The sequence below is a fragment of the Paraburkholderia fungorum genome (assembly GCF_046027605.1).
GTDB classification, from domain to species: Bacteria; Pseudomonadota; Gammaproteobacteria; order Burkholderiales; family Burkholderiaceae; genus Paraburkholderia; species Paraburkholderia fungorum_F.
The window spans coordinates 131,268-149,755 of the sequence record NZ_JAQQEF010000005.1 but is presented as its reverse complement, the minus strand read 5'-3'; the positions used below and the strand labels follow the sequence as shown (position 1 = coordinate 149,755).

The window sequence follows — 18,488 nt, the reverse complement described above, 5'->3', positions numbered from 1 at the left end:
ACCAGCCCGTTCAGTGCTGTCGGTGCAAGGCCCGAGGAGAGGCCGGCGGCGCGATTCGGATAACGCGGCTCACGAAGACGATGCCACCATGAATCAACCGAAAATCAAAAGAGATCCTGAAGGCACGCGGCGCCGCATTTTGCTTGCGGCGGCCGAAGAGTTTGCAAATGGAGGGCTGTTCGGCGCGCGCGTCGATCAGATCGCCCGCCGCGCGGAAACTAATGAACGCATGCTCTATTACTACTTCGGTAGCAAGGAGCAGCTTTTTACCGCGGTACTCGAGCACGCATTCAGTGCGCTCAACGAAGCGGAACGAACGCTCGAACTGAACGGCATTGCGCCGGTCGAGGCGGTCACACGTCTCGCGCATTTTGTTTGGGATTACTACCGCGATCATCCCGAGCTGCTGCGTCTCATCAACAACGAGAATCTGCATGAGGCACGCTACATGCAGAAGTCGACGCGCATCCGCGAAATGATCTCGCCGATCGTCGCTACGCTCGGCGGCATTCTTGAACGTGGTCAACGCGCCGGGCTGTTTCGCACCAATGTCGATCCGTTGCGCTTTTACGTGACGCTGTCCGGCATGGGCTACTACATCGTGTCGAACCGCTTCACGCTCGAAGCGACACTTGGCCGCGATTTCAGCAGTGCGGGCGAACGCAGTGAAGTCATCCAGATGAACACCGAGTTGCTGCTTGCGTATCTGTTGCGGAAATAGGCTGCGATTTCAATTCCGCGGTAGCGCAGCAACATGGCAAGCGTCGTAACAAGCAGGCGCTCAGAAACGACAACGGCCTCTGAAGAAGAGGCCGTTGTTTATGTTCGTGCGCGCGGTGCTCAGGCTTCGACTTTTTCCTTCGCTACCTTCGGCGCCCTGTTGTGCTCGAGGATGAAGTCGCGCAGTTGCGGATAAATGATGGTGCGCCAGCGGCGGCCCGAGAAAATGCCGTAGTGGCCACATTTCTCCGCGGTGAAGTGACGCTTGTCCTCCTCCGGAATGCCACTGCACAACTCGTGTGCGGCGAAGGTCTGACCGTCGCCGGAAATATCGTCCAACTCGCCTTCGATCGTGAAGAGCGCAGTCTTTTTGATGTCTTGCGGACGCACCCGTTCGCCCGAGACCTCCCACGTGCCTTCAGCCAGGCGGAATTCCTGAAACACCACGCGGATCGTGTCGAGGTAATAGTCCGCGTCCATGTCGAGCACGGCGTTGTACTCGTCGTAAAAGCGGCGATGCGCTTCCGCGTCGTCTTCGTCACCTCGCAGGAGGCTCTGGTAGTAGTCCCAGTGCGAGGCCGCGTGCCGTTCCGGATTCATCGCGACGAAGCCGGTGTGTTGCAGGAAGCCCGGGTAAACCTTACGGCCCACGCCCGGATAGTTCGGCGGCACCGTGAAGATCACGTTGTTCTCGAACCATTCGTACGAGTGCTGCGTGGCGAGCGAGTTGACCGAAGTCGGGCTCTTACGCGCGTCGATCGGGCCGCCCATCATCGTCATGGTGCGCGGCGTGTCTTCGCCGCGGCTCGCCATCAGCGCGATGGCGGCGAGCACCGGGACCGTGGGTTGACACACCGAGATCACATGCAGGTTCTTCGCGCCGATATGGCGGATGAATTCCTGAATGTAGGCGACGTAATCGTCCAGACGAAACTCGCCTTCTTCGAGCGGCACCATGCGCGCGTCGATCCAGTCGGTCAGGTAGACCTTGTGGTCTTGCAGCAACGTGCGCACCGTATCGCGCAGCAGGGTGGCGTGGTGGCCCGACAACGGCGCGCACACCAGCACGATCGGCTCGTCTTTCAATTGAATGACAGCGTCGCTGTCGTCGGCGAAACGCTTGAAGCGCATCAGGCGGCAAAACGGTTTTTCGATGATCGTTTGTTCGATGATCGGAATGTTATGACCGTCTTTGACAATCTGATGAAGATTGAACTCGGGCTTTTCGTAATCCTTGCCAAGCCGGTAGAGCAGTTCGTAACCAGCGGAAAGACGTGTGGCGCCCGGCACATAGGCCAATGGGCTGGCGGGATTCGCGAACGATTTCGACGCGGCCTGGGCCCAGGCGGTGAGAGGGCTCAACATCGCCCGTTGGAATTCGTGCAGTTGGTAGAGCATGGGTGCTCCGTTTAGGCGGTTCGCATGGGGCTTGGCAAACACGCGTGTGGCGTTGCGGCAGGCCGTATTGGTTGTGGGCACATTGATTTTCGGCCAACAGTCTGCTCGATCATACTGAACAAAGCGTACTTGTGCAATGCAGCAATTTGCGCGCGGGCTGCGCGCAAACGTCATTAAATCATGGTACTGGCGATGTTGCCGGGCCGCTATCGGGGCTTGCCGCAGCCTCAAGTTCTTCCGCCATGGTGTCGTTATGCGCCGGCTGCCCGGTCGCCTTGGCCATCTCCTGTTCGTGCTTCATCAGGTTCAGGCCGGTGTGCACCAGCGCCACGTGCGAAAACGCCTGCGGGAAGTTGCCGACGAGGCGCTGCGCGTTCGGGTCGTACTCTTCCGCGAGCAAACCGACGTCATTGCACAGACCGAGCAGGCGTTCATACATGGCCACGGCTTCATCCATGCGGCCCTGTAATGCCAGGTTGTCCACCATCCAGAACGAGCACGCGAGGAAAGTGCCTTCGCCCGGCGGGAGGCCGTCGTCGTATTCAGTGGTGCGGTAGCGCATTACGAAGCCGTCGTGCATCAGATCCTTTTCGATCGCCGCCACCGTGCCTTTAACGCGTGGATCCGTCGGCGGGAGGAAACCGACCAGCGGCATCAGCAGGACGCTCGCATCGAGCTGGTCGCTGCCGTAGATCTGTGAGAACGCGTTGAGCACCGGATTCCATGCCTGCGCACAGACCTGCGTGTGGATTTTCGCGCGGGTGGCGCGCCACTCATCGAGCGGGCCTTCCAGTCTGAACATTTCGGCCGACTTGATGGCGCGGTCGTAGGCCACCCACGCCATCACCTTCGAGAAGGTGAAGTGCTGGCGGCCGCCGCGGGTTTCCCAGATGCCTTCGTCCGGCTCTTCCCAGATCGTGTCGAGATGGCCGAGCAGCGCGCGCTGCACGTTCCATGCGGTGTCGTCCGCCTGCAGGCCGCCGACGCGCGCGAGATGCAGCGCGTTCATCACTTCGCCGTAGACGTCGAGCTGACGTTGGCCGACCGCGTTGTTGCCGATCCGCACCGGTTTGGCATCCTGATAGCCCGGCAACCAGTCGATTTCGAACTCGGGCAGACGCCGCTCGCCGGCGATGCCGTACATGATCTGCAGTTGATCCGGCGCGCCGGCCATGACCCGGCCGAGCCAGCTGCGCCACGCGCGCGCTTCGTCGTAGTAGCCGCCGCGCATCATCGCGAGCAGCGTGATGGTGGCGTCGCGCAGCCAGCAGTAGCGGTAGTCCCAGTTGCGCATGCCGCCCAGCTGTTCCGGCAGCGACGTGGTGGGCGCGGCGACGATGCCGCCGGTCGGCTCGTACGCGAGTGCCTTCAGCGTGATCAGCGAGCGGCGGATCTGCGCGGCCCATTTGCCTTCAACCGTGCTGCGCGCCGACCATTCGAGCCAATGATTCTCGGTGCGCGCGAGCGACGTGTGCGGATCGCGTGCCGGCGGAATACGCAGATGCGAAGCGGCATAAGCCAGCGAAAACGGCACGCGTTCGCCTTCGCTGACGGTGAACTCGGCGACGGTCTTCATGTTTTCGCCGCGTAGCTCAACCGGTGTGCGCAGCACCGCGGTGTCCGGGCCGACGATCGCCTTGACGCCGCTGTCGTGCTTCAGGCGATCGACCCACGGAACCGAAAAACCGTAGTCGAAGCGCAGCACCAGTTCCATCTGCATACGCACGGTGCCGCGTTTGCCGACCACGATCCGCACCATCTCGGACCAGCCGTTGCCCGGCGGCATGAAATCGATCAGCGTGACGGCGCCTTCCGGCGTTTCGAAATCGGTCTCCAGGATCAGCGTTTCGCCGCGATAACGGCGCGTGATGGTGGGTGGTGTATCCGAAACCGGCGAAATCAGCCAGCGGCCGTTGTCGGGCGTGCCGAGCAGGGCGGCGAAACAGGCGCCGGAGTCGAAACGCGGCCAGCAAAGCCAGTCGACCGAACCGTCCCGGGAGATGAGCGCGGCCGTGTGGCCGTCGCCGATGAGTGCGTAGTCTTCGATGAGTGCGGGCATGGAGGAGCGTGTCAGTGTTACGCGAGGCGAAGGCCGCCACGCTTGGGGTCATTGTTATTACCGGACTCGCGCGAGGCGCTTTGGTTCAGCACGCGATGGGGCAAACGCGGGTTGGTAATTGTCAAATCACTGCCTACAATCGATTTTCGTGCCGATGCGTGGAGCTATCCGGATCATGCCTCGGCCTTGGCTCACGGCGCGTGCAAACACTGTTTTCGAGGATCCAAGCAATGCTGAACCCGTCGAAATCCGATTGCATCACAATTCTCTCAGCCGCCAGCGAACTGGCCGACGACTCGATGTTGCCGCTCGATCATGGCCGGCTGGGCCTGAGCCGCAACCGCATGCTGGCTGCGGCGGCCTTTCTGGTCGAACGGGCCTGCTTCCGGCGTCATCAGGAAGGTGAGGGTCATTATGCCGTCGGCGGATTGTCGTTGCAGGGGCGCTTGCGGCTCGATCAGCTTTCGAACGGCTGACTGTCTGTTGGGCGGGCCTGGCGCCGCGCGGCTGTTTTCGATTTGGCGCGCAGCATCGGGCCGGAATCTGCCGCGCATACGCATATCGCGCATACACATATATCGCCGCGCTGCTTTGTCACGCCGTTTCGCTTTTCCGCTTAGTCTCGCTGCTTCCCTGTGCTACCTGCTACGCACCACGTGCTGCACCGTCGCCGCGTCGAGACGCGTGTCGTTGCTCAGCTGCCGCCGCGTTCATGCAGGACGGCGCCGGGCCGGCACTGCGCCCGGTTGTACGTCCCTGGCTACTTCTGTTGCCGACTGCCGCCGCCGCGTTGGCTCAGAAATGTGACGACCCCACGCCGAAAATCCCAATGATGCCGATGATGATCAGATAGAGCGCGACGATGTAGTTCAACAGGCGCGGCATGACGAGAATCAGAATACCGGCGATCAACGAAACGAGCGGGCCCAGGCTGAGTGTGACGTTCATGAAGACTCCGTAGTGTGTGATGGGTGAGACGCGATTGAAAAAAATGCCCCGTCAGGCGGGACAATGGCTACGCATGCAGCGGCGCGCCGGCTAGCCGGGCGAGGCCCGGTAATCGGCCCGAGCGGAATCGCTGCATGATCCGACGCAACGCTTTTATACTTGCCTCGATAAAAACAATTCGACCGAACGCGCGGCAGACCAGAGACACCATTACAACCGATGCAACCGAATAACCAATGTCCAGGAGGTCATATGCTTCGTAGTCCCCGGGTCACAGCGCGTGCTGCTTCAAACTCTGCCTCAAACTCTTCTTCACTTCCTGCTGTTCAATCCACCTCATGGCGCGGCGGCCGGTTAGCTCCTCTGCGTTCCGCCCGCTCGATAATAAAAGGTTTCGTGCTCATGGTCTCGATTGTTGCTTCGCATGCCTTTGCGCAAGATTCCGGCCCGGCTCCGGCCGACGGCGTTTATGACATGCTGGTCGGCACTTACACCGGTGGCAAGAGCGAAGGCCTATACGTCTACCGCTTCGACACGAAGACGGGCGAAGCAACCCGCGTCTCGGTCGCGCAGACGGTCAACCCGTCGTACCTGGTGGTGAGCCGCGATCGCCGCTTCGTCTACGCGGTCAACGAATTGCCCGGCGACAATGGCCCGGCCACGCAACGCGGCGGCATCAGCGCATTTCGCTTCGACGCCGCAAGCGGCCAGCTGACCTTCCTCAACAAGGTCTCGTCGGATGGCAACGACCCGTGCTATCTGAGCCTGTCGCCGGACGGCAAATACCTGCTGACAGCCAACTACTCGGTGGCCGCCGATCCGGGCGGCAGCTTCGCGGTGTTCCCGTTGCAGGCGGACGGTCAGGTGGGCGCATCGGTGCTCACGGTGCACCATGAAGGCGGCGGTCCGGTGAAGGGGCGTCAGGACAACTCGCACGTTCACTCCACCGTGTTCTCGCCGGACGGTCACTACCTGTTCGCGCAAGACCTGGGCGCCGACAAGCTGTACTCATACCGCTACACGCCTGACGGCAGCCGCGGCCTGTTCGGCCCGACCGACTGGCGCTACACCCAGGAGAAAGCGGGCACCGGTCCGCGTCATCTGGTGTTCGGCGCGGACGGCAAGCATGCGTATCTGACGAGCGAACTGGCGGGCACGGTCAGCACCTTCAACTACAACGATGGCAAGCTCACGCAAGTGCAGACGCTTTCGTTGACCGAGCCTGGCTTCAAGGGCGCGGTGGGCGGCTCGGCGATTCATCTGTCGCCGGACGGGCGCTTTGTCTACGCGTCGAATCGCGGCGACGCGAACGATATCGTGATCTTCTCGGTCGACCCCACCAATGGTCATCTGAAGAAGATCGGGCACCAGTCGAGCCTGGGTAAGTCGCCGCGCGAATTCGCGATCGACCCGACCGGTAATTGGCTGATCGTCGGCAATCAGAACAGCGGCACGGTGTATGTGTTCAAGCGCGATCAGCAGAGCGGCTTGCTCGAGGCGAATCCGAAGCGGATCGAGATTGATTCGCCGGTGGATTTCAAGTTGGTGGCGCCGTCGTGAGGGGAGGGAGGGTGCCGGCGCCGCATTTAGAAGACGGGCCGCTTCGGACAATACTGTTTTTGAGTGGACCCGTATGGCGATGATGACAGCGGGCTTCTGAGTTGCTGCGCCGCCTCGGGCTATGTTGCCGTCGTGGCGGTTCTGGACAGAACTTGATCAACGTTTCGGAAGTTTAAGAGAGAAATTCTGAAATAATATCGACCGGGCCGATTTAGCCTGCGCCGGTAAGAGCGTGCTACATCGTGCGGCTTATACTCAGAAAGCCGTCGAAACAACGACGGTTCAGGCTTGGCAGCCTGAGTTACTGAAACCCGCGCGCCTGCTTCGGCAGGTCGTGCGTTTGCCTCCGCACGCCTGTTATTCAATGGGCGGGCTGTAGCAAGGAGACCTCCGGGTCTGCCGGTTTGTGGTTTCAGTACCGGTCTGCCAACCTTGTTACGTGCCCGCTCACCCTATCTGTTAGCAAGTGTCGGGCGATTCAGGAACGAACCGGCAATCGCACCATGACAAAGATCACCAAACAGCTTCAAACCTCGTCACGTCCCCCGGTCGACGCGCTGCAGTACGAGAAACTCGCGCTTTCAACTTTCCGCTTATGCGATCAGCAACGTGGCCAGCTTAATCGGCTGGTTAGTCTGGCAAGCACAATCTATCGATGCCCGACCGTGACGCGCGACGAACGGCAAAGCCAGCGCGCATTGCTGGAGCTCCTGGTAGAGACGGTCGAAGGATATGAACGTGATCTTGTGCGTGATCGCGAGTTGTATCAGGTCATCGCGCTCGATGCTAAAGGCGTACCTGAAAGCCACATCACCGCGAAGCATGCAGCGGGTCTGCTTGCTAGTGCGGCAATAGCTCATGCTGCAACCAGCGCAAGCGTGTCTGTCGCACCGCTAACCAATGCTGACGCATAGCGCATAACCATGCGGTAGTCGCTGTAGCGTTGCGGGGAAGGCGCAAGTAATCGCGCCTTTTTATCTAGTGCGGGGTGGAACGCTAGTACCTATCACTAACTACGCGACGGCACCACCCCGTTTCCCACCCGCAGCAATTCCACCCACCGCCTACTATTCCGCCGGCCCCGGCGCCAGCACTTCACGGCTACCATTAATCCCCATCGCCGACACCAAACCCGCCGTCTCCATCTGCTCGACAAGCCGCGCCGCGCGGTTATAGCCGATGCGCAATTGCCGCTGCACCGACGAGATCGACGCGCGCCGCGTGCGCACCACGAAGGCCACGGCTTCGTCGTAAAGCGGATCAGCTTCAGCATCCGGCGATTCGCCGAACAGGTCCTGCGCCGCGCCACCTTCCGTCGCCGGGCCGTCCAGAATGCCTTCTTCGTATTGCGGTTCGCCGAATTGCTTCAGATACTCGACGATCCGATGCACTTCCTCGTCGGCGACAAACGCGCCGTGCACACGCTGCGGATAACCCGTGCCTGGCGGTAGGAACAGCATGTCGCCCTGGCCGAGCAGCGATTCGGCGCCCATCTGATCGAGAATCGTGCGCGAGTCAATTTTTGAGGACACCTGGAACGCCACACGCGTCGGAATGTTCGCCTTGATGAGGCCGGTGATCACGTCCACCGACGGACGCTGCGTCGCCAGAATCAGGTGAATGCCGGCGGCGCGCGCCTTCTGCGCGAGACGCGCGATCAGCTCTTCGATTTTCTTGCCCGCGACCATCATCAAGTCGGCGAGCTCGTCGATCACCACCACGATCAGCGGCAGCGGCGCGAGCGGCTCGGGTGCATCCGGCGTCAGCGAGAACGGGTTGCCGAGCTTTTTGCCCTTGGCTTCGGTATCGCGGATCTTCTGGTTGAAGCCGGGCAGGTTGCGCACGCCGACCGCCGACATGAGCCGATAACGCTTTTCCATTTCGCCGACACACCAGTTCAGCGCATTGGCCGCCAGTTTCATATCGGTGACGACCGGCGCGAGCAGATGTGGAATGCCTTCGTACACCGACAGTTCCAACATCTTCGGGTCGATCATGATGAGCCGCACTTCTTCGGGCGTCGCCTTGTAAAGCAGCGAGCAGATCATCGCGTTGATCGCCACCGACTTGCCTGAACCCGTCGTGCCCGCCACCAGCATGTGCGGCGCCTTCGCGAGGTCGGCCACCACCGGATGGCCGGTGATGTCCTTGCCCATCGCCAGCGTCAATTGCGAATGCGAGTTCTGGTAGACGCTTGCTTCGAGGATTTCGGACAGACGGATGGTTTGCCGCTTCGCGTTCGGCAACTCGAGGCCCATGCAGGTCTTGCCGGGAATCGTCTCGACCACGCGAATCGACGTGAGGCCGAGGCCGCGCGAGAGGTCCTTCATCAGGCCGACGATCTGACTGCCGCGCACGCCGAGCGCCGGCTCGACTTCGAAGCGCGTGATGACCGGGCCAGCCGAATGGCCGACTACGGTGACCGGCACCTTGAATTCCTGCAGACGCTGCTCGATCAGCAGGCCGGTTTCGATGAGCTTTTCTTCGGAGACGGGTTCGACGTCGGTGTCGGCGCGCGCGAGCAGATCGAGCGTCGGCAATTCGACCATCGATGCCGCGGGCGCGCGGAATTCAAAGCCGTTGGCCGGCGTGTGGCCGCGCAGCGGCGGGCGCTGGATGGCGGGTTCGGCGGGTTCGATGCGTTCGATGGGCTCCGTTCGTGCGACGAGCTCGGTGCGTTCGACGAGGTCGGTGGCTTCCGTGCGTTCGGTTGGCCCAGGTGACGTCTCGGGCGCGAACTGGGCTGCAGGAAGTACGGGTTGGGCGGTGGGGGCGCTCGGTGTGGTTGTTGCGCGTGATGCGTTCAGTGCTGCCGGTATTGCCGGTGCTCCTGTCTCTGCCGATGTGCTTGGCGCGTAAGCCAGCCCGCTGGCGGTTTCGTCGACTATGGCGGCAGAGGCCACCGGCGTGACCGCCGCGGCGTGCGACGCGAAGCCAGGGAAGCGAACCACATTCGACACGTGCGATGCGGTGTTTTGCGGCTGCACTATGGCGGCGACGGGTGAAGCGTCCGATGGCGTTGATGAGTTCAGATCGCGGGATAGGTCCGATGCGTCCGATGCGTACAAGGCCGCTGACGAGTTCAAATCGTCGGATATGTCCGCTGCGTCCGATACGTCCGATGCGTCCGATAGGGCAGCGGTGGTCGTTGTTTCGACTTCAACTGGCCTGTCAGTATCGCTCGCGCTCACGACTTGCCAAGGGGGTGCGACGTGATGTGTCGGCGCGGGCTCGCTCGTCGCGGTGGCGCTGACTACACGCGATACGTCCGCCGACGCTGCGTCCTGCGACGGCACGACAGGCTGAGCGATCGGCTGCACCTGTTCGACCGCTGCATTTGCGTTGCGGTCGTTATCGGCCGTTGATTGCGTCGGTTCCTCTTCGATGACCGGTGACACGTCCGTTGCTGTGCGGTTTTCCTGCAACTGCGCCGCGAAGATTTGAAACGGCGTGGCAGCCGGCACCGGCGCTGCATACTGTGCCGCTGGTGCCGCTGGTGCTGCTGGTGCTGCTGGTGCTGCTGGTGCGGATGCAAACGTCGGTGCTGATGTCGGTGCATCAGCGCGGGCTGGTGCCTGTGCTTGTGGTGAAGCCTCTGCTGGTAGGGAGGCCTCTGCTTGTGCCGATGCTAATGTTTCCGCTGGCGCCAATGCTTCTGCTACTGTCAATGCGGACGCCGACGTAGGCGCCACTGTCGCGACCAACGGTGTCTGGATGATGGGCGCCTCAATTGGCCATTGCACGACAGTTTCGGAGTTTTGCTCGATCGGCGCCGCGGAAGCAGCTTTCGACCGTGTCGTTTCAACCCGCGACTGCGTTTCGTCCCGCGGCGGCATTTGGACCGGCGATCGCGCGCCCGCAAACGACCGCGATTCGATCAGCGGCTGCGTTGGCATATGGACCAGCACAACTTCAGCTTCATCCTGTGAAGACCCGCTCGCGCCCCGCACTGCGGCCTGTTCCCCCTCACCTGGCAACGACGAAGCCACGCCCGATTGCCCAGCGTCGACTGGCGGCTCGGTGCTCACCGGAGCCGTCGTGACCGTTGCGTTTTCCGCGCCGCTGCTGCGCGCGAGGCTGACTCCCGCGATATCGGTCCAGCGCGCGGCGTTTTCCGCGATGCTGCGAAGCGTCTCCTGGACGCTGGCGGGCGGGGCGACCTTCTGCGCCGTGGCCATCGGTCGTGTATAGCTCGGCGCCGGGGCGCTGGACGAAGCCGGACGCCGCGTTGTTTGCTCCGGCGCGACGTTGGTGTCCGCGCGCGAACCAGGCGCAAACGGCTGCTGAGCCGCCCGGGAGCGACTTCCCGAAGAGACTCCACTGGCTGCCGAACCCTGAATTGTCGACGGACGGCCTGTGCCGATCGTGGCGCGCGTTGCAGAACCGGCTGCCGATCCTGACATCATCCGCGTTGCCGTCGCCGCGGGCAGCGCTTGTGCCGCATGTGCCGCCGCACTCGCACCCGCAAGACCGGCGACACCTGCCATGCCTGAGCCGGCGGCCGCCGGTCCCGCTGGCCATTGATGACCAGCCGGGCGTCGACCACCTTGCGATCCGCCATCACGAGCGGGGAGCGCGGCCGTTCCCGGTCCCGCCGCCGAACCGGCTACCGATGAGCCCGTGCGCGGCGCCGTTGCCGGCTCACGCAACCAGCCGTTCGGCGCAACCGGTTCAGCCGGCATCCACGCCGCCTTGTCCGTGTTCAGCGAGCGGCCCTGTGTCGGTGCCTGCATCGGCGTCGGTGTTTGTATCGGCGCTTGCCGCGTCGGCATTCCCGCTGACGTACGCAGTACCGGCTCGGCCTGCGCTGCCTGACTGCGCGTCTTCACTGCGCCAGCGCGCCAGCCCGACCCAGGGCCACGCGCCGCTGCATCTTTCGCCGCCGCTGCCGCTGCCGCTGCCGCGCCCGCCGCACCACCAGCCGCCGCGGCACCACGCCCACGCGCCGGCGGCCGCCAGACAGTCGGACGCGCATAACGTCCATTGCTTTTCGGCGCCATCGTATTAGTGGAAGTGGACGGCGAAACATGCGACGGCAAACCGTCATCGACGCTGCGATGGCGGCGCGCTTCCTCATCGCGTTTGGCGATGCCGCGTGACAGGCCGAGGCCGAATGCGCCATCGGCCCACCCGGCGACGTCGCGCCAGCGGAAGTCGATCAGCCAGGGCAAGCTGATCAGAAGCAGGGCGAGCGCCGCGAGCGGCGTGCCGATATGCCCGAGCAGATGACCGAAGCCCGCCGCCAGTGCATGGCCAAAACCATTCACGCCGGCCGCGCCGATCAGCGACCCCTCCAGTGTGCAGCTCGCCACCATCACGCAGACGAAGCCGAGCCAAAGGCGGATCGTGCCGGGGCCGCGCAAACCTGCGCCGCCTGGCAGCACCGACTTCACGAGGCGCCACAAAAGAGGAATGAACCAGACGGCTGACCCGCCGAACCAGCCGAAAACTACGGTATGCATACTGGACATCAACGAATGACGGACGCGTTTAAGCGCAAGCCAGCGATTCTAAACTGAAACGGGCAGGGCAAAATGCTTTAAGGGCTGCCGTAAAAAATTCCGTTCCGGCCGGCGACTGATCTATGCAGTAGTCACCGTCGGAATGGTGTGGCTAACGCTGCGTCCGCCATACGGTGCGCCAGGCGGCGGCTACGGCGATCAGTTAAGGCCCTCGGTCATCCACCCAGGACTGCGCTCGAACTCGAGCGTGTCGCGGTTATCGAGGACCAGCCGCAATCGCTGTGAAGTGCTCGACGCTATTTGTATGTCCGCCGCTTTGATTTGAGGCAATGCATTGAGATAGTCCTGTTCCAGGATATAGCTGGAGTTGTCCCGGATGCGGTTTCCTTGTTGATCCCGGGATATTTCTTGACATAACTTCAAGGTGGCAACGCCCGGTTGTACTGACAGCTTGCCATCGGCGAATGTATAGCTCGCCTGCATGGAGTTGCATCCTGTATAACCGTCGGCTCTCCCTTGATCAAAAAAATTGAGGCTGAGTGATTTCTCACCCGTGGGCAATGCCCGCACGTCGCCGTTTGCGGGCTTCCAGCTTGTGAGTGTCCACTTGGTATTTTTGATTCGTTCTTCGGTGACACGGAGTGCGGAATTCACCTGTCCAGCAGTATTGTGCTGGAGGGGCAAGAATTCCAGCCTCTCGCCGTTGGCGAGAATCATCTGCAATCTCTGCGGAGAACCGCCGAGCATGCGGGTTTGGGCGATAGTCCCCAGCGCCCCTGCATATTCCCGTTCGAACCGGCTATCCGGCAAGGTGAAACAGGCCCGGCGGCTCATGCTGCCCGTCTGTATCAACAGGTGGTCTTGCACGAAAGAATATTTGCCCGAGATCGTATTGCAACCCGTGTAACCAATGATCGTGTTTTCACGCGCAAACTCGAGCGTTGCCGGCACTTCTTGAGGCGGTACAGCACGTGTGCTGTTGTCGGCGCGCGTCCAGTTCTGAAGGCCCCAAACGGTATTCTGGATTGACTTCTCTGAGACAGGTGACGGGGGAGCCGGGAGGGCTGCTTGAGCGGGTAGCGTGCAGACAGTAAGGAGCGTGGCTGCGACCAGGATACCAAAAGCGGTTGGCCTTACGTGGGGAAAAGCGAAGTTGATCGCTTCGGTGGAGTTGCCATGTATATTGGAAAATGATTTCTTGCAAGTAAGCATGATAAATTCCTATTTAATGCGCAACAAATCCTGCCCATTATTTTTAGTCGTGGGCGAGTTGAAATAAATGTCCGTGGATTGCATTGGGTAAGGATGCAGTTAATATCGTAGGTGGTGTGCTTGAGGAAGGCAATGCGGCAAAATGACGGGGCACTGCTTTATTTGGGGATGCGGGGTTGAGTTTTTATAAGATTTATTAAGAGTATTTAAGAATAAATTCTTGTTTATTCGAATGTACGTGATCTGATTTTCCAATCGGTTCGCGCGCGAGATTTACGCGCTGGCATCGTTTGAAATCAAATAGAGGGCCGCTGGAAAGATCTGGAAGGTCGGAAGCCGTCGAGTCAGCAGACGCAGCGCGCGTCCACCCTCGACGCGCACCCGCCTGCCCGTCATTTTGCGCTGCGGTCGAACGTCAGCGTATCGCCGTTATCGAGCACCAGTTGCATCTGCTGCGGTGCGCGCATCTGCACGCCGGTACGGTCGATGTGCGTCAACGCGTTGAGATATGGGCCCTCGATCTGGCCGCCCGGCGTCGCGCACGCCATGCGCGTGCCACCCAGGGTGCCGAAGCTCAGCTTGCCGTCTTTCAGCGCATACGAACCCATGTAGCGATTGCAGCCTGAAAAGCCGCTGGCGTGGCGCTGACCTTTGTCGGTGGAGAGCACGAGCGTGACCGGCGCGCCCTGATCGGCGGGCGGAATCGCGCGTGCCGTGCCGTCGGCCTGTTTCCAGCCGGTGAGTACCCAACTGGTGTCGTCGAGCAACTGGGTTGCGGCGGGGTTGAACGGATCGGGTGGCGCCGCTTCCGTGTCGGAATGCTTTGGCATGGCGCACGCACTGCATAGCGCGGCGACGCTCAACGCGGCGATGGCCGTGCGCGCATACGGGATGATGCGCGCAACAGCTCGCGCGGAGGAGCTTTGGAGCATGGCGTCGTTCCTCTTCAAACTGGCGAAGGCGTAAGGGTAACGCACTCGGCACGCCGCACGCGAGCGAACGGCGTGCAACGAACTCAATCGTCGGCGCGGCGGCGCCCTGTGACGTCTTTATGCACCTTACGCACAGATAGCAACGCGAACCCGCCGAGCAAGGCGCCGCGCGGGGGCCGCGACGTCGGCGCAACGGGTGCGCAGTGGGGTGCGCATGTTAACATCGTGTTCTACCCAATCCCACCCTCATCCGACTTTTATCTGGAGACCCCATGCAGATCGGCCAACGGATCGGCACGCCCCTTTCTGAATCCGCCACGCGCGTCATGCTGCTCGGCGCCGGCGAGCTCGGCAAGGAAGTGATCATCGCGCTGCAACGGCTGGGTGTCGAAGTGATCGCCGTGGACCGCTATCCGAACGCACCGGGTCATCAGGTCGCGCATCGCTCGCACGTGATCGACATGACGGATCGCGCCGCGTTGCGCGCGCTGGTCGAGCAGGAACGCCCGCATCTGATCGTCCCGGAGATCGAAGCGATCGCCACGGATGCGCTCGCCGCGATCGAAACCGACGGCCTCGCTGAAGTGATCCCGACCGCGCGCGCCACGCAACTCACCATGAATCGCGAAGGCATCCGCCGTCTGGCCGCTGAGGAGCTCGGCCTGCCCACTTCGCCGTACGCGTTCGCCGATTCGCTCGAGGAACTGCGCGCAGGCATCGCCAAGGTCGGTTATCCGTGCGTGGTGAAGCCTGTGATGTCGTCGTCGGGCAAGGGGCAGTCGGTGCTGAAGAGCGACGCCGACGTCGAAACCGCCTGGCAATACGCAATGGCGGGCGGGCGCGTGAATCACGGCCGCGTGATCGTCGAAGGCTTTATCGATTTCGAATACGAAATCACGCAGCTTACCGTGCGTGCGATCGACCCGGCGAGCGGCGAAGTCAGCACGTATTTCTGCGACCCGATCGGCCACGTGCAAGTGGCGGGCGACTACGTCGAATCGTGGCAGCCGCAGCCGATGAGCCCGCTCGCCCTCGAACGTTCGCGTGAAGTGGCGCACAAGGTGACCGCGGCATTGGGCGGCAGGGGCCTGTTCGGTGTGGAACTTTTCGTCCGCGGCGATGACGTATGGTTTTCTGAAGTGAGTCCGCGCCCGCACGACACGGGGCTGGTCACGCTGTGCTCGCAACGCTTCTCGGAGTTCGAACTGCACGCGCGCGCGATCCTCGGTTTGCCCGTAGATACGTCGCTGCGGGCGCCGGGCGCGTCGGCGGTGATTTACGGCGGTCTCGACGAAGCGGGCATCGCGTTCGAAGGCGTCGCGGCGGCATTGGCCGTGCCGAATGCGGATCTGCGTCTGTTCGGCAAGCCGGAGAGCTTTGTCAAGCGCCGCATGGGCGTGGCGCTCGCCACCGGCGAGAGTATCGACGAAGCACGCTCGCGCGCGAAGCAGGCCGCGGCGGCGGTGCGGCCGGTTTCGACCAGGTAAGGCGATGTGTCCCATGCGCAATCTGACTCATCGAAGTTCACTGACGCTCATTGAAGTTGAGGTAGGCATGGCCCTGGAATCCCGCGAGACTACGCGGCGTGGCAAGTTTGGCCGTTTCGGCGCGCTCGGCGTGACGATCGCGCTGTGTGCCGGAATGACAGGGTGCGGCCTCGCCGCTGCACCGTGCCGGGTCGCATCGGCCGGCTTGAAGATCGTGCCGCTGGTCGGGCACGTCGCCGCCGCGCCGACCGACGCGTGCGCCGACGTGATCGATCCATAAACGAGACCACATGGCGGCAACCCAGCCGCGGTGCAAGGCGCGCCGCCCGTGTTTGATGCGCAACAACGATCGAGGCATCTCATGAAGCAATGGCTTGTTGCAATCACTGCGGCCGCGAGTCTCGCGGCGCTGTATGGCAATGCCTGGGCCGCGCCATCGCGCCTCGCCGAGATTCAGGCCAAGAATCGCCAGACGCACAAATACACCTGCGCGACCGGCAAGATCCTGCAAGTGACCTACTGGAACACCGCGAACGGCCAGAGCTTCGCGCTCGTACCTGTAAAGGGCCAGCAACTGCTGTTCGTCAACACGATATCGGGCTCCGGCGCGAAGTATCAGGCCGGCAGCTACACCTGGTGGACCAAGGGCCCGCGCGCTGACCTCTACGACGCGACAGATGGCGAAAACGCCCCGCCGATGCTGTCCGACTGCGTCACCATCAATCGCTGAGCAGGTTGCGGCGGCTTTCCTCAAAAATATGCCGCCTGCCTCGCCTGGCCTTCACGTTTCCCCTGCCTTGCGGCGCTGCCCGCCTGCGCACATCCTTTCCGCTCGAGTAGTAAGCTGTCCGGCATGGCATCCGCTGTGTCCGCCGTTACTGCTGTCTCCGCTGTCACCGTTATGTCCGGCCGCGCGCGGTGCGGGTGGCTGTCGTCGTGTTCGATCGTCCGTTTTCCGACCTCAACGGATGGGCCCATGGCCCGCGTCCGTTCCATCAAGCGAGACCCTCCATGAAAGCATCGGACCTGTTCGTCAAATCGCTGGAAGCCGAAGGTGTCGAGTACGTGTTCGGCATCCCCGGTGAAGAAAATCTCGATCTGCTCGAATCGCTGCGCCGCTCGAAAATCCGCCTGATCCTCACACGTCACGAACAGGCGGCGGGTTTCATGGCCGCCACCTACGGACGCCTCACCGGACGCACGGGTGTCTGTCTGTCCACCCTCGGGCCGGGCGCGACCAACTTCGTCACCGCCGCCGCCTACGCGCAGTTGGGCGGCATGCCGATGCTGATGGTGACCGGACAAAAGCCGATCAAATCGAGCAAGCAGGGGCATTTCCAGATCGTCGACGTAGTGCGGATGATGGAGCCGCTGACCAAGTACACGCGGCAGATCGTGTCGATCGCCAACATTCCGGCCTCGGTGCGCGAGGCGGTGCGTCAGGCGGAAGAAGAGCGGCCCGGCGCTGTGCACCTCGAATTGCCCGAAGACGTCGCGGATGAAGAGGGCGATGGCAAGCCGATTCCGAAGAGCTATAGCCGCCGTCCCGTCGCCGAAGAAAAGGCGGTGGCGCGCGCGGTCGAGGCGATCACGAAGGCGAAGCATCCGTTGCTGATGATCGGCGCGGGCGGCAACCGCAAGACCACCACCAAGATGCTGCGCGAATTCGTCGACCAGATCGGCATTCCGTTTTTCACGACGCAGATGGGCAAGGGTGTGATCGATGAATCGCACCCAATGTGGCTCGGCAACGCCACTTTGTCCGACGGCGATTTCGTGCATCGCGCGATCGATCACGCGGACTGCATCATCAACGTCGGCCACGACGTGATCGAGAAACCGCCGTTCTTCATGCGCAGCGGCGACGCCGGCGAGAAGACGGTGATCCACGTCAACTTTCTCGGCGCAGAAGTGGATACGGTGTATTTCCCGCAGATTGAAGTGGTCGGCGATATTGCCAACGCGGTCTGGCAGCTCAAGGAGAGTCTCAAGGAGCGCAAGGAACATTGGGACTTCACGCGCTTCAAGGAAATCAAGCAGCACTTCGAAGAGCATCTGGTTAAAGGCCAGCACGACGACCGTTTCCCGATGTACCCGGTGCGGATCGTCAACGACGTCTACGAGACCACGCCGGTGGACGGCATCGTGTGTCTGGACAACGGCATGTACAAGATCTGGTTCGCGCGCTATTACCGTGCGCACGAACCGAATTCGCTGCTGCTCGACAACGCGTTGGCGTCGATGGGCGCCGGCTTGCCGTCGGCGATCGCGACCAAGATCGTGCATCCGGACCGCAAGGTCATGGCGGTATGCGGCGACGGCGGCTTCATGATGAATTCGCAGGAGCTGGAAACGGCAGTGCGTCTGAAGCTCGATCTGGTGATCCTGATTTTGCGCGACGACGCGTTCGGCATGATCCGCTGGAAGCAGGAAAACATGAACTTCCCGGACTACGGCATGACGCTGAGCAACCCGGATTTCGTCGCGTATGCGCAGAGTTACGGCGCGAAAGGCCATCGCATTGAATCGGCTGCGGAGTTCGCGCCGTTGCTGCGCGAATGTTTCGTGACGCCCGGCGTGCATGTGATCGATCTGCCGATCGACTACTCGGACAACGAGCGCGTGCTGAATCGCGAGATCAAACGGCTCTCCGCCCAGCTATGAGCGCGCAACGATGAAGGACCAGCGATGAGCGGCAACGGGGCATAGC

General features: G+C 62.1%; 15 protein-coding genes. 9 read left to right on the top strand and 6 right to left on the bottom strand.

What is annotated here, in order from left to right:
* Positions 1–88: 88 nt before the first annotated feature.
* Entirely contained in the window at positions 89–721 is a 633-nt protein-coding gene (locus PQR53_RS11140) for a TetR/AcrR family transcriptional regulator (RefSeq protein WP_179737076.1), read from the top strand.
* Positions 722–840: 119 nt separating this feature from the next.
* Here the strand turns inward: PQR53_RS11140 and PQR53_RS11135 are convergent, their stop codons facing one another.
* Entirely contained in the window at positions 841–2,118 is a 1,278-nt protein-coding gene (locus PQR53_RS11135) for a polyhydroxyalkanoate depolymerase (protein ID WP_408453114.1), read from the bottom strand.
* Positions 2,119–2,296: 178 nt separating this feature from the next.
* The gene (locus tag PQR53_RS11130) at positions 2,297–4,177 is read right to left on the bottom strand and encodes a glycoside hydrolase family 15 protein (protein ID WP_408453111.1); all 1,881 of its coding nucleotides are present in this window, start codon (positions 4,175–4,177) and stop codon (positions 2,297–2,299) included.
* 230 nt (positions 4,178–4,407) lie between these two features.
* On the opposite strand from PQR53_RS11130, the gene PQR53_RS11125 reads away from it, so the two are divergent.
* Positions 4,408–4,653 (top strand): hypothetical protein, encoded by a 246-nt coding sequence (locus tag PQR53_RS11125; RefSeq protein WP_408453108.1) that lies wholly within the window; start codon positions 4,408–4,410, stop codon positions 4,651–4,653.
* 319 nt (positions 4,654–4,972) lie between these two features.
* Here PQR53_RS11125 and PQR53_RS11120 read toward each other — a convergent pair whose 3' ends face one another.
* Positions 4,973–5,125 carry a DUF3096 domain-containing protein gene (locus PQR53_RS11120; RefSeq protein WP_007175701.1) on the bottom strand — a complete coding sequence of 51 codons (153 nt, stop codon included), beginning with the start codon at positions 5,123–5,125 and terminating at the stop codon, positions 4,973–4,975.
* Between the two features lie 252 nt (positions 5,126–5,377).
* Here PQR53_RS11120 and PQR53_RS11115 point away from each other — a divergent pair, with 252 nt between their 5' ends.
* Complete coding sequence (locus PQR53_RS11115; RefSeq protein ID WP_459251627.1) at positions 5,378–6,685, top strand: lactonase family protein; 1,308 nt, start codon at positions 5,378–5,380, stop codon at positions 6,683–6,685.
* Positions 6,686–7,188: 503 nt separating this feature from the next.
* The gene (locus PQR53_RS11110) at positions 7,189–7,599 is read left to right on the top strand and encodes a hypothetical protein (protein ID WP_408453102.1); all 411 of its coding nucleotides are present in this window, start codon (positions 7,189–7,191) and stop codon (positions 7,597–7,599) included.
* Positions 7,600–7,752: 153 nt separating this feature from the next.
* Here the strand turns inward: PQR53_RS11110 and PQR53_RS11105 are convergent, their stop codons facing one another.
* The 3 genes from PQR53_RS11105 to PQR53_RS11095 form a co-directional block, all read right to left on the bottom strand.
* Positions 7,753–12,147, bottom strand: a complete 4,395-nt coding sequence (locus PQR53_RS11105; RefSeq protein WP_408453099.1) for a DNA translocase FtsK — start codon at positions 12,145–12,147, stop codon at positions 7,753–7,755.
* A gap of 198 nt (positions 12,148–12,345) precedes the next feature.
* The gene (locus PQR53_RS11100; protein WP_408453096.1) at positions 12,346–13,359 is read right to left on the bottom strand and encodes an META domain-containing protein; all 1,014 of its coding nucleotides are present in this window, start codon (positions 13,357–13,359) and stop codon (positions 12,346–12,348) included.
* A 392-nt stretch (positions 13,360–13,751) separates the two neighbouring features.
* Positions 13,752–14,189 (bottom strand): META domain-containing protein, encoded by a 438-nt coding sequence (locus PQR53_RS11095; protein WP_408453093.1) that lies wholly within the window; start codon positions 14,187–14,189, stop codon positions 13,752–13,754.
* Here PQR53_RS11095 and PQR53_RS11090 point away from each other — a divergent pair.
* The 5 genes from PQR53_RS11090 (at position 14,188) to PQR53_RS11070 (ending at position 18,442) form a co-directional block, all read left to right on the top strand.
* Positions 14,188–14,325, top strand: a complete 138-nt coding sequence (locus PQR53_RS11090; RefSeq protein ID WP_408453090.1) for a hypothetical protein — start codon at positions 14,188–14,190, stop codon at positions 14,323–14,325. The two genes, PQR53_RS11095 and PQR53_RS11090, sit on opposite strands and share 2 nt — an antisense overlap.
* A gap of 238 nt (positions 14,326–14,563) precedes the next feature.
* Positions 14,564–15,778, top strand: coding sequence for a formate-dependent phosphoribosylglycinamide formyltransferase (gene purT / locus PQR53_RS11085; RefSeq protein WP_408453087.1), 1,215 nt, complete (start codon positions 14,564–14,566; stop codon positions 15,776–15,778).
* Positions 15,779–15,845: 67 nt separating this feature from the next.
* The gene (locus PQR53_RS11080) at positions 15,846–16,058 is read left to right on the top strand and encodes a DUF6726 family protein (protein ID WP_408453084.1); all 213 of its coding nucleotides are present in this window, start codon (positions 15,846–15,848) and stop codon (positions 16,056–16,058) included.
* 81 nt (positions 16,059–16,139) lie between these two features.
* The gene (locus PQR53_RS11075; protein ID WP_408453081.1) at positions 16,140–16,508 is read left to right on the top strand and encodes an MliC family protein; all 369 of its coding nucleotides are present in this window, start codon (positions 16,140–16,142) and stop codon (positions 16,506–16,508) included.
* Between the two features lie 281 nt (positions 16,509–16,789).
* On the top strand, positions 16,790–18,442 hold the full coding sequence (locus tag PQR53_RS11070) for an acetolactate synthase large subunit (RefSeq protein ID WP_408453078.1): 1,653 nt from the start codon (positions 16,790–16,792) through the stop codon (positions 18,440–18,442).
* Positions 18,443–18,488: the final 46 nt, after the last annotated feature.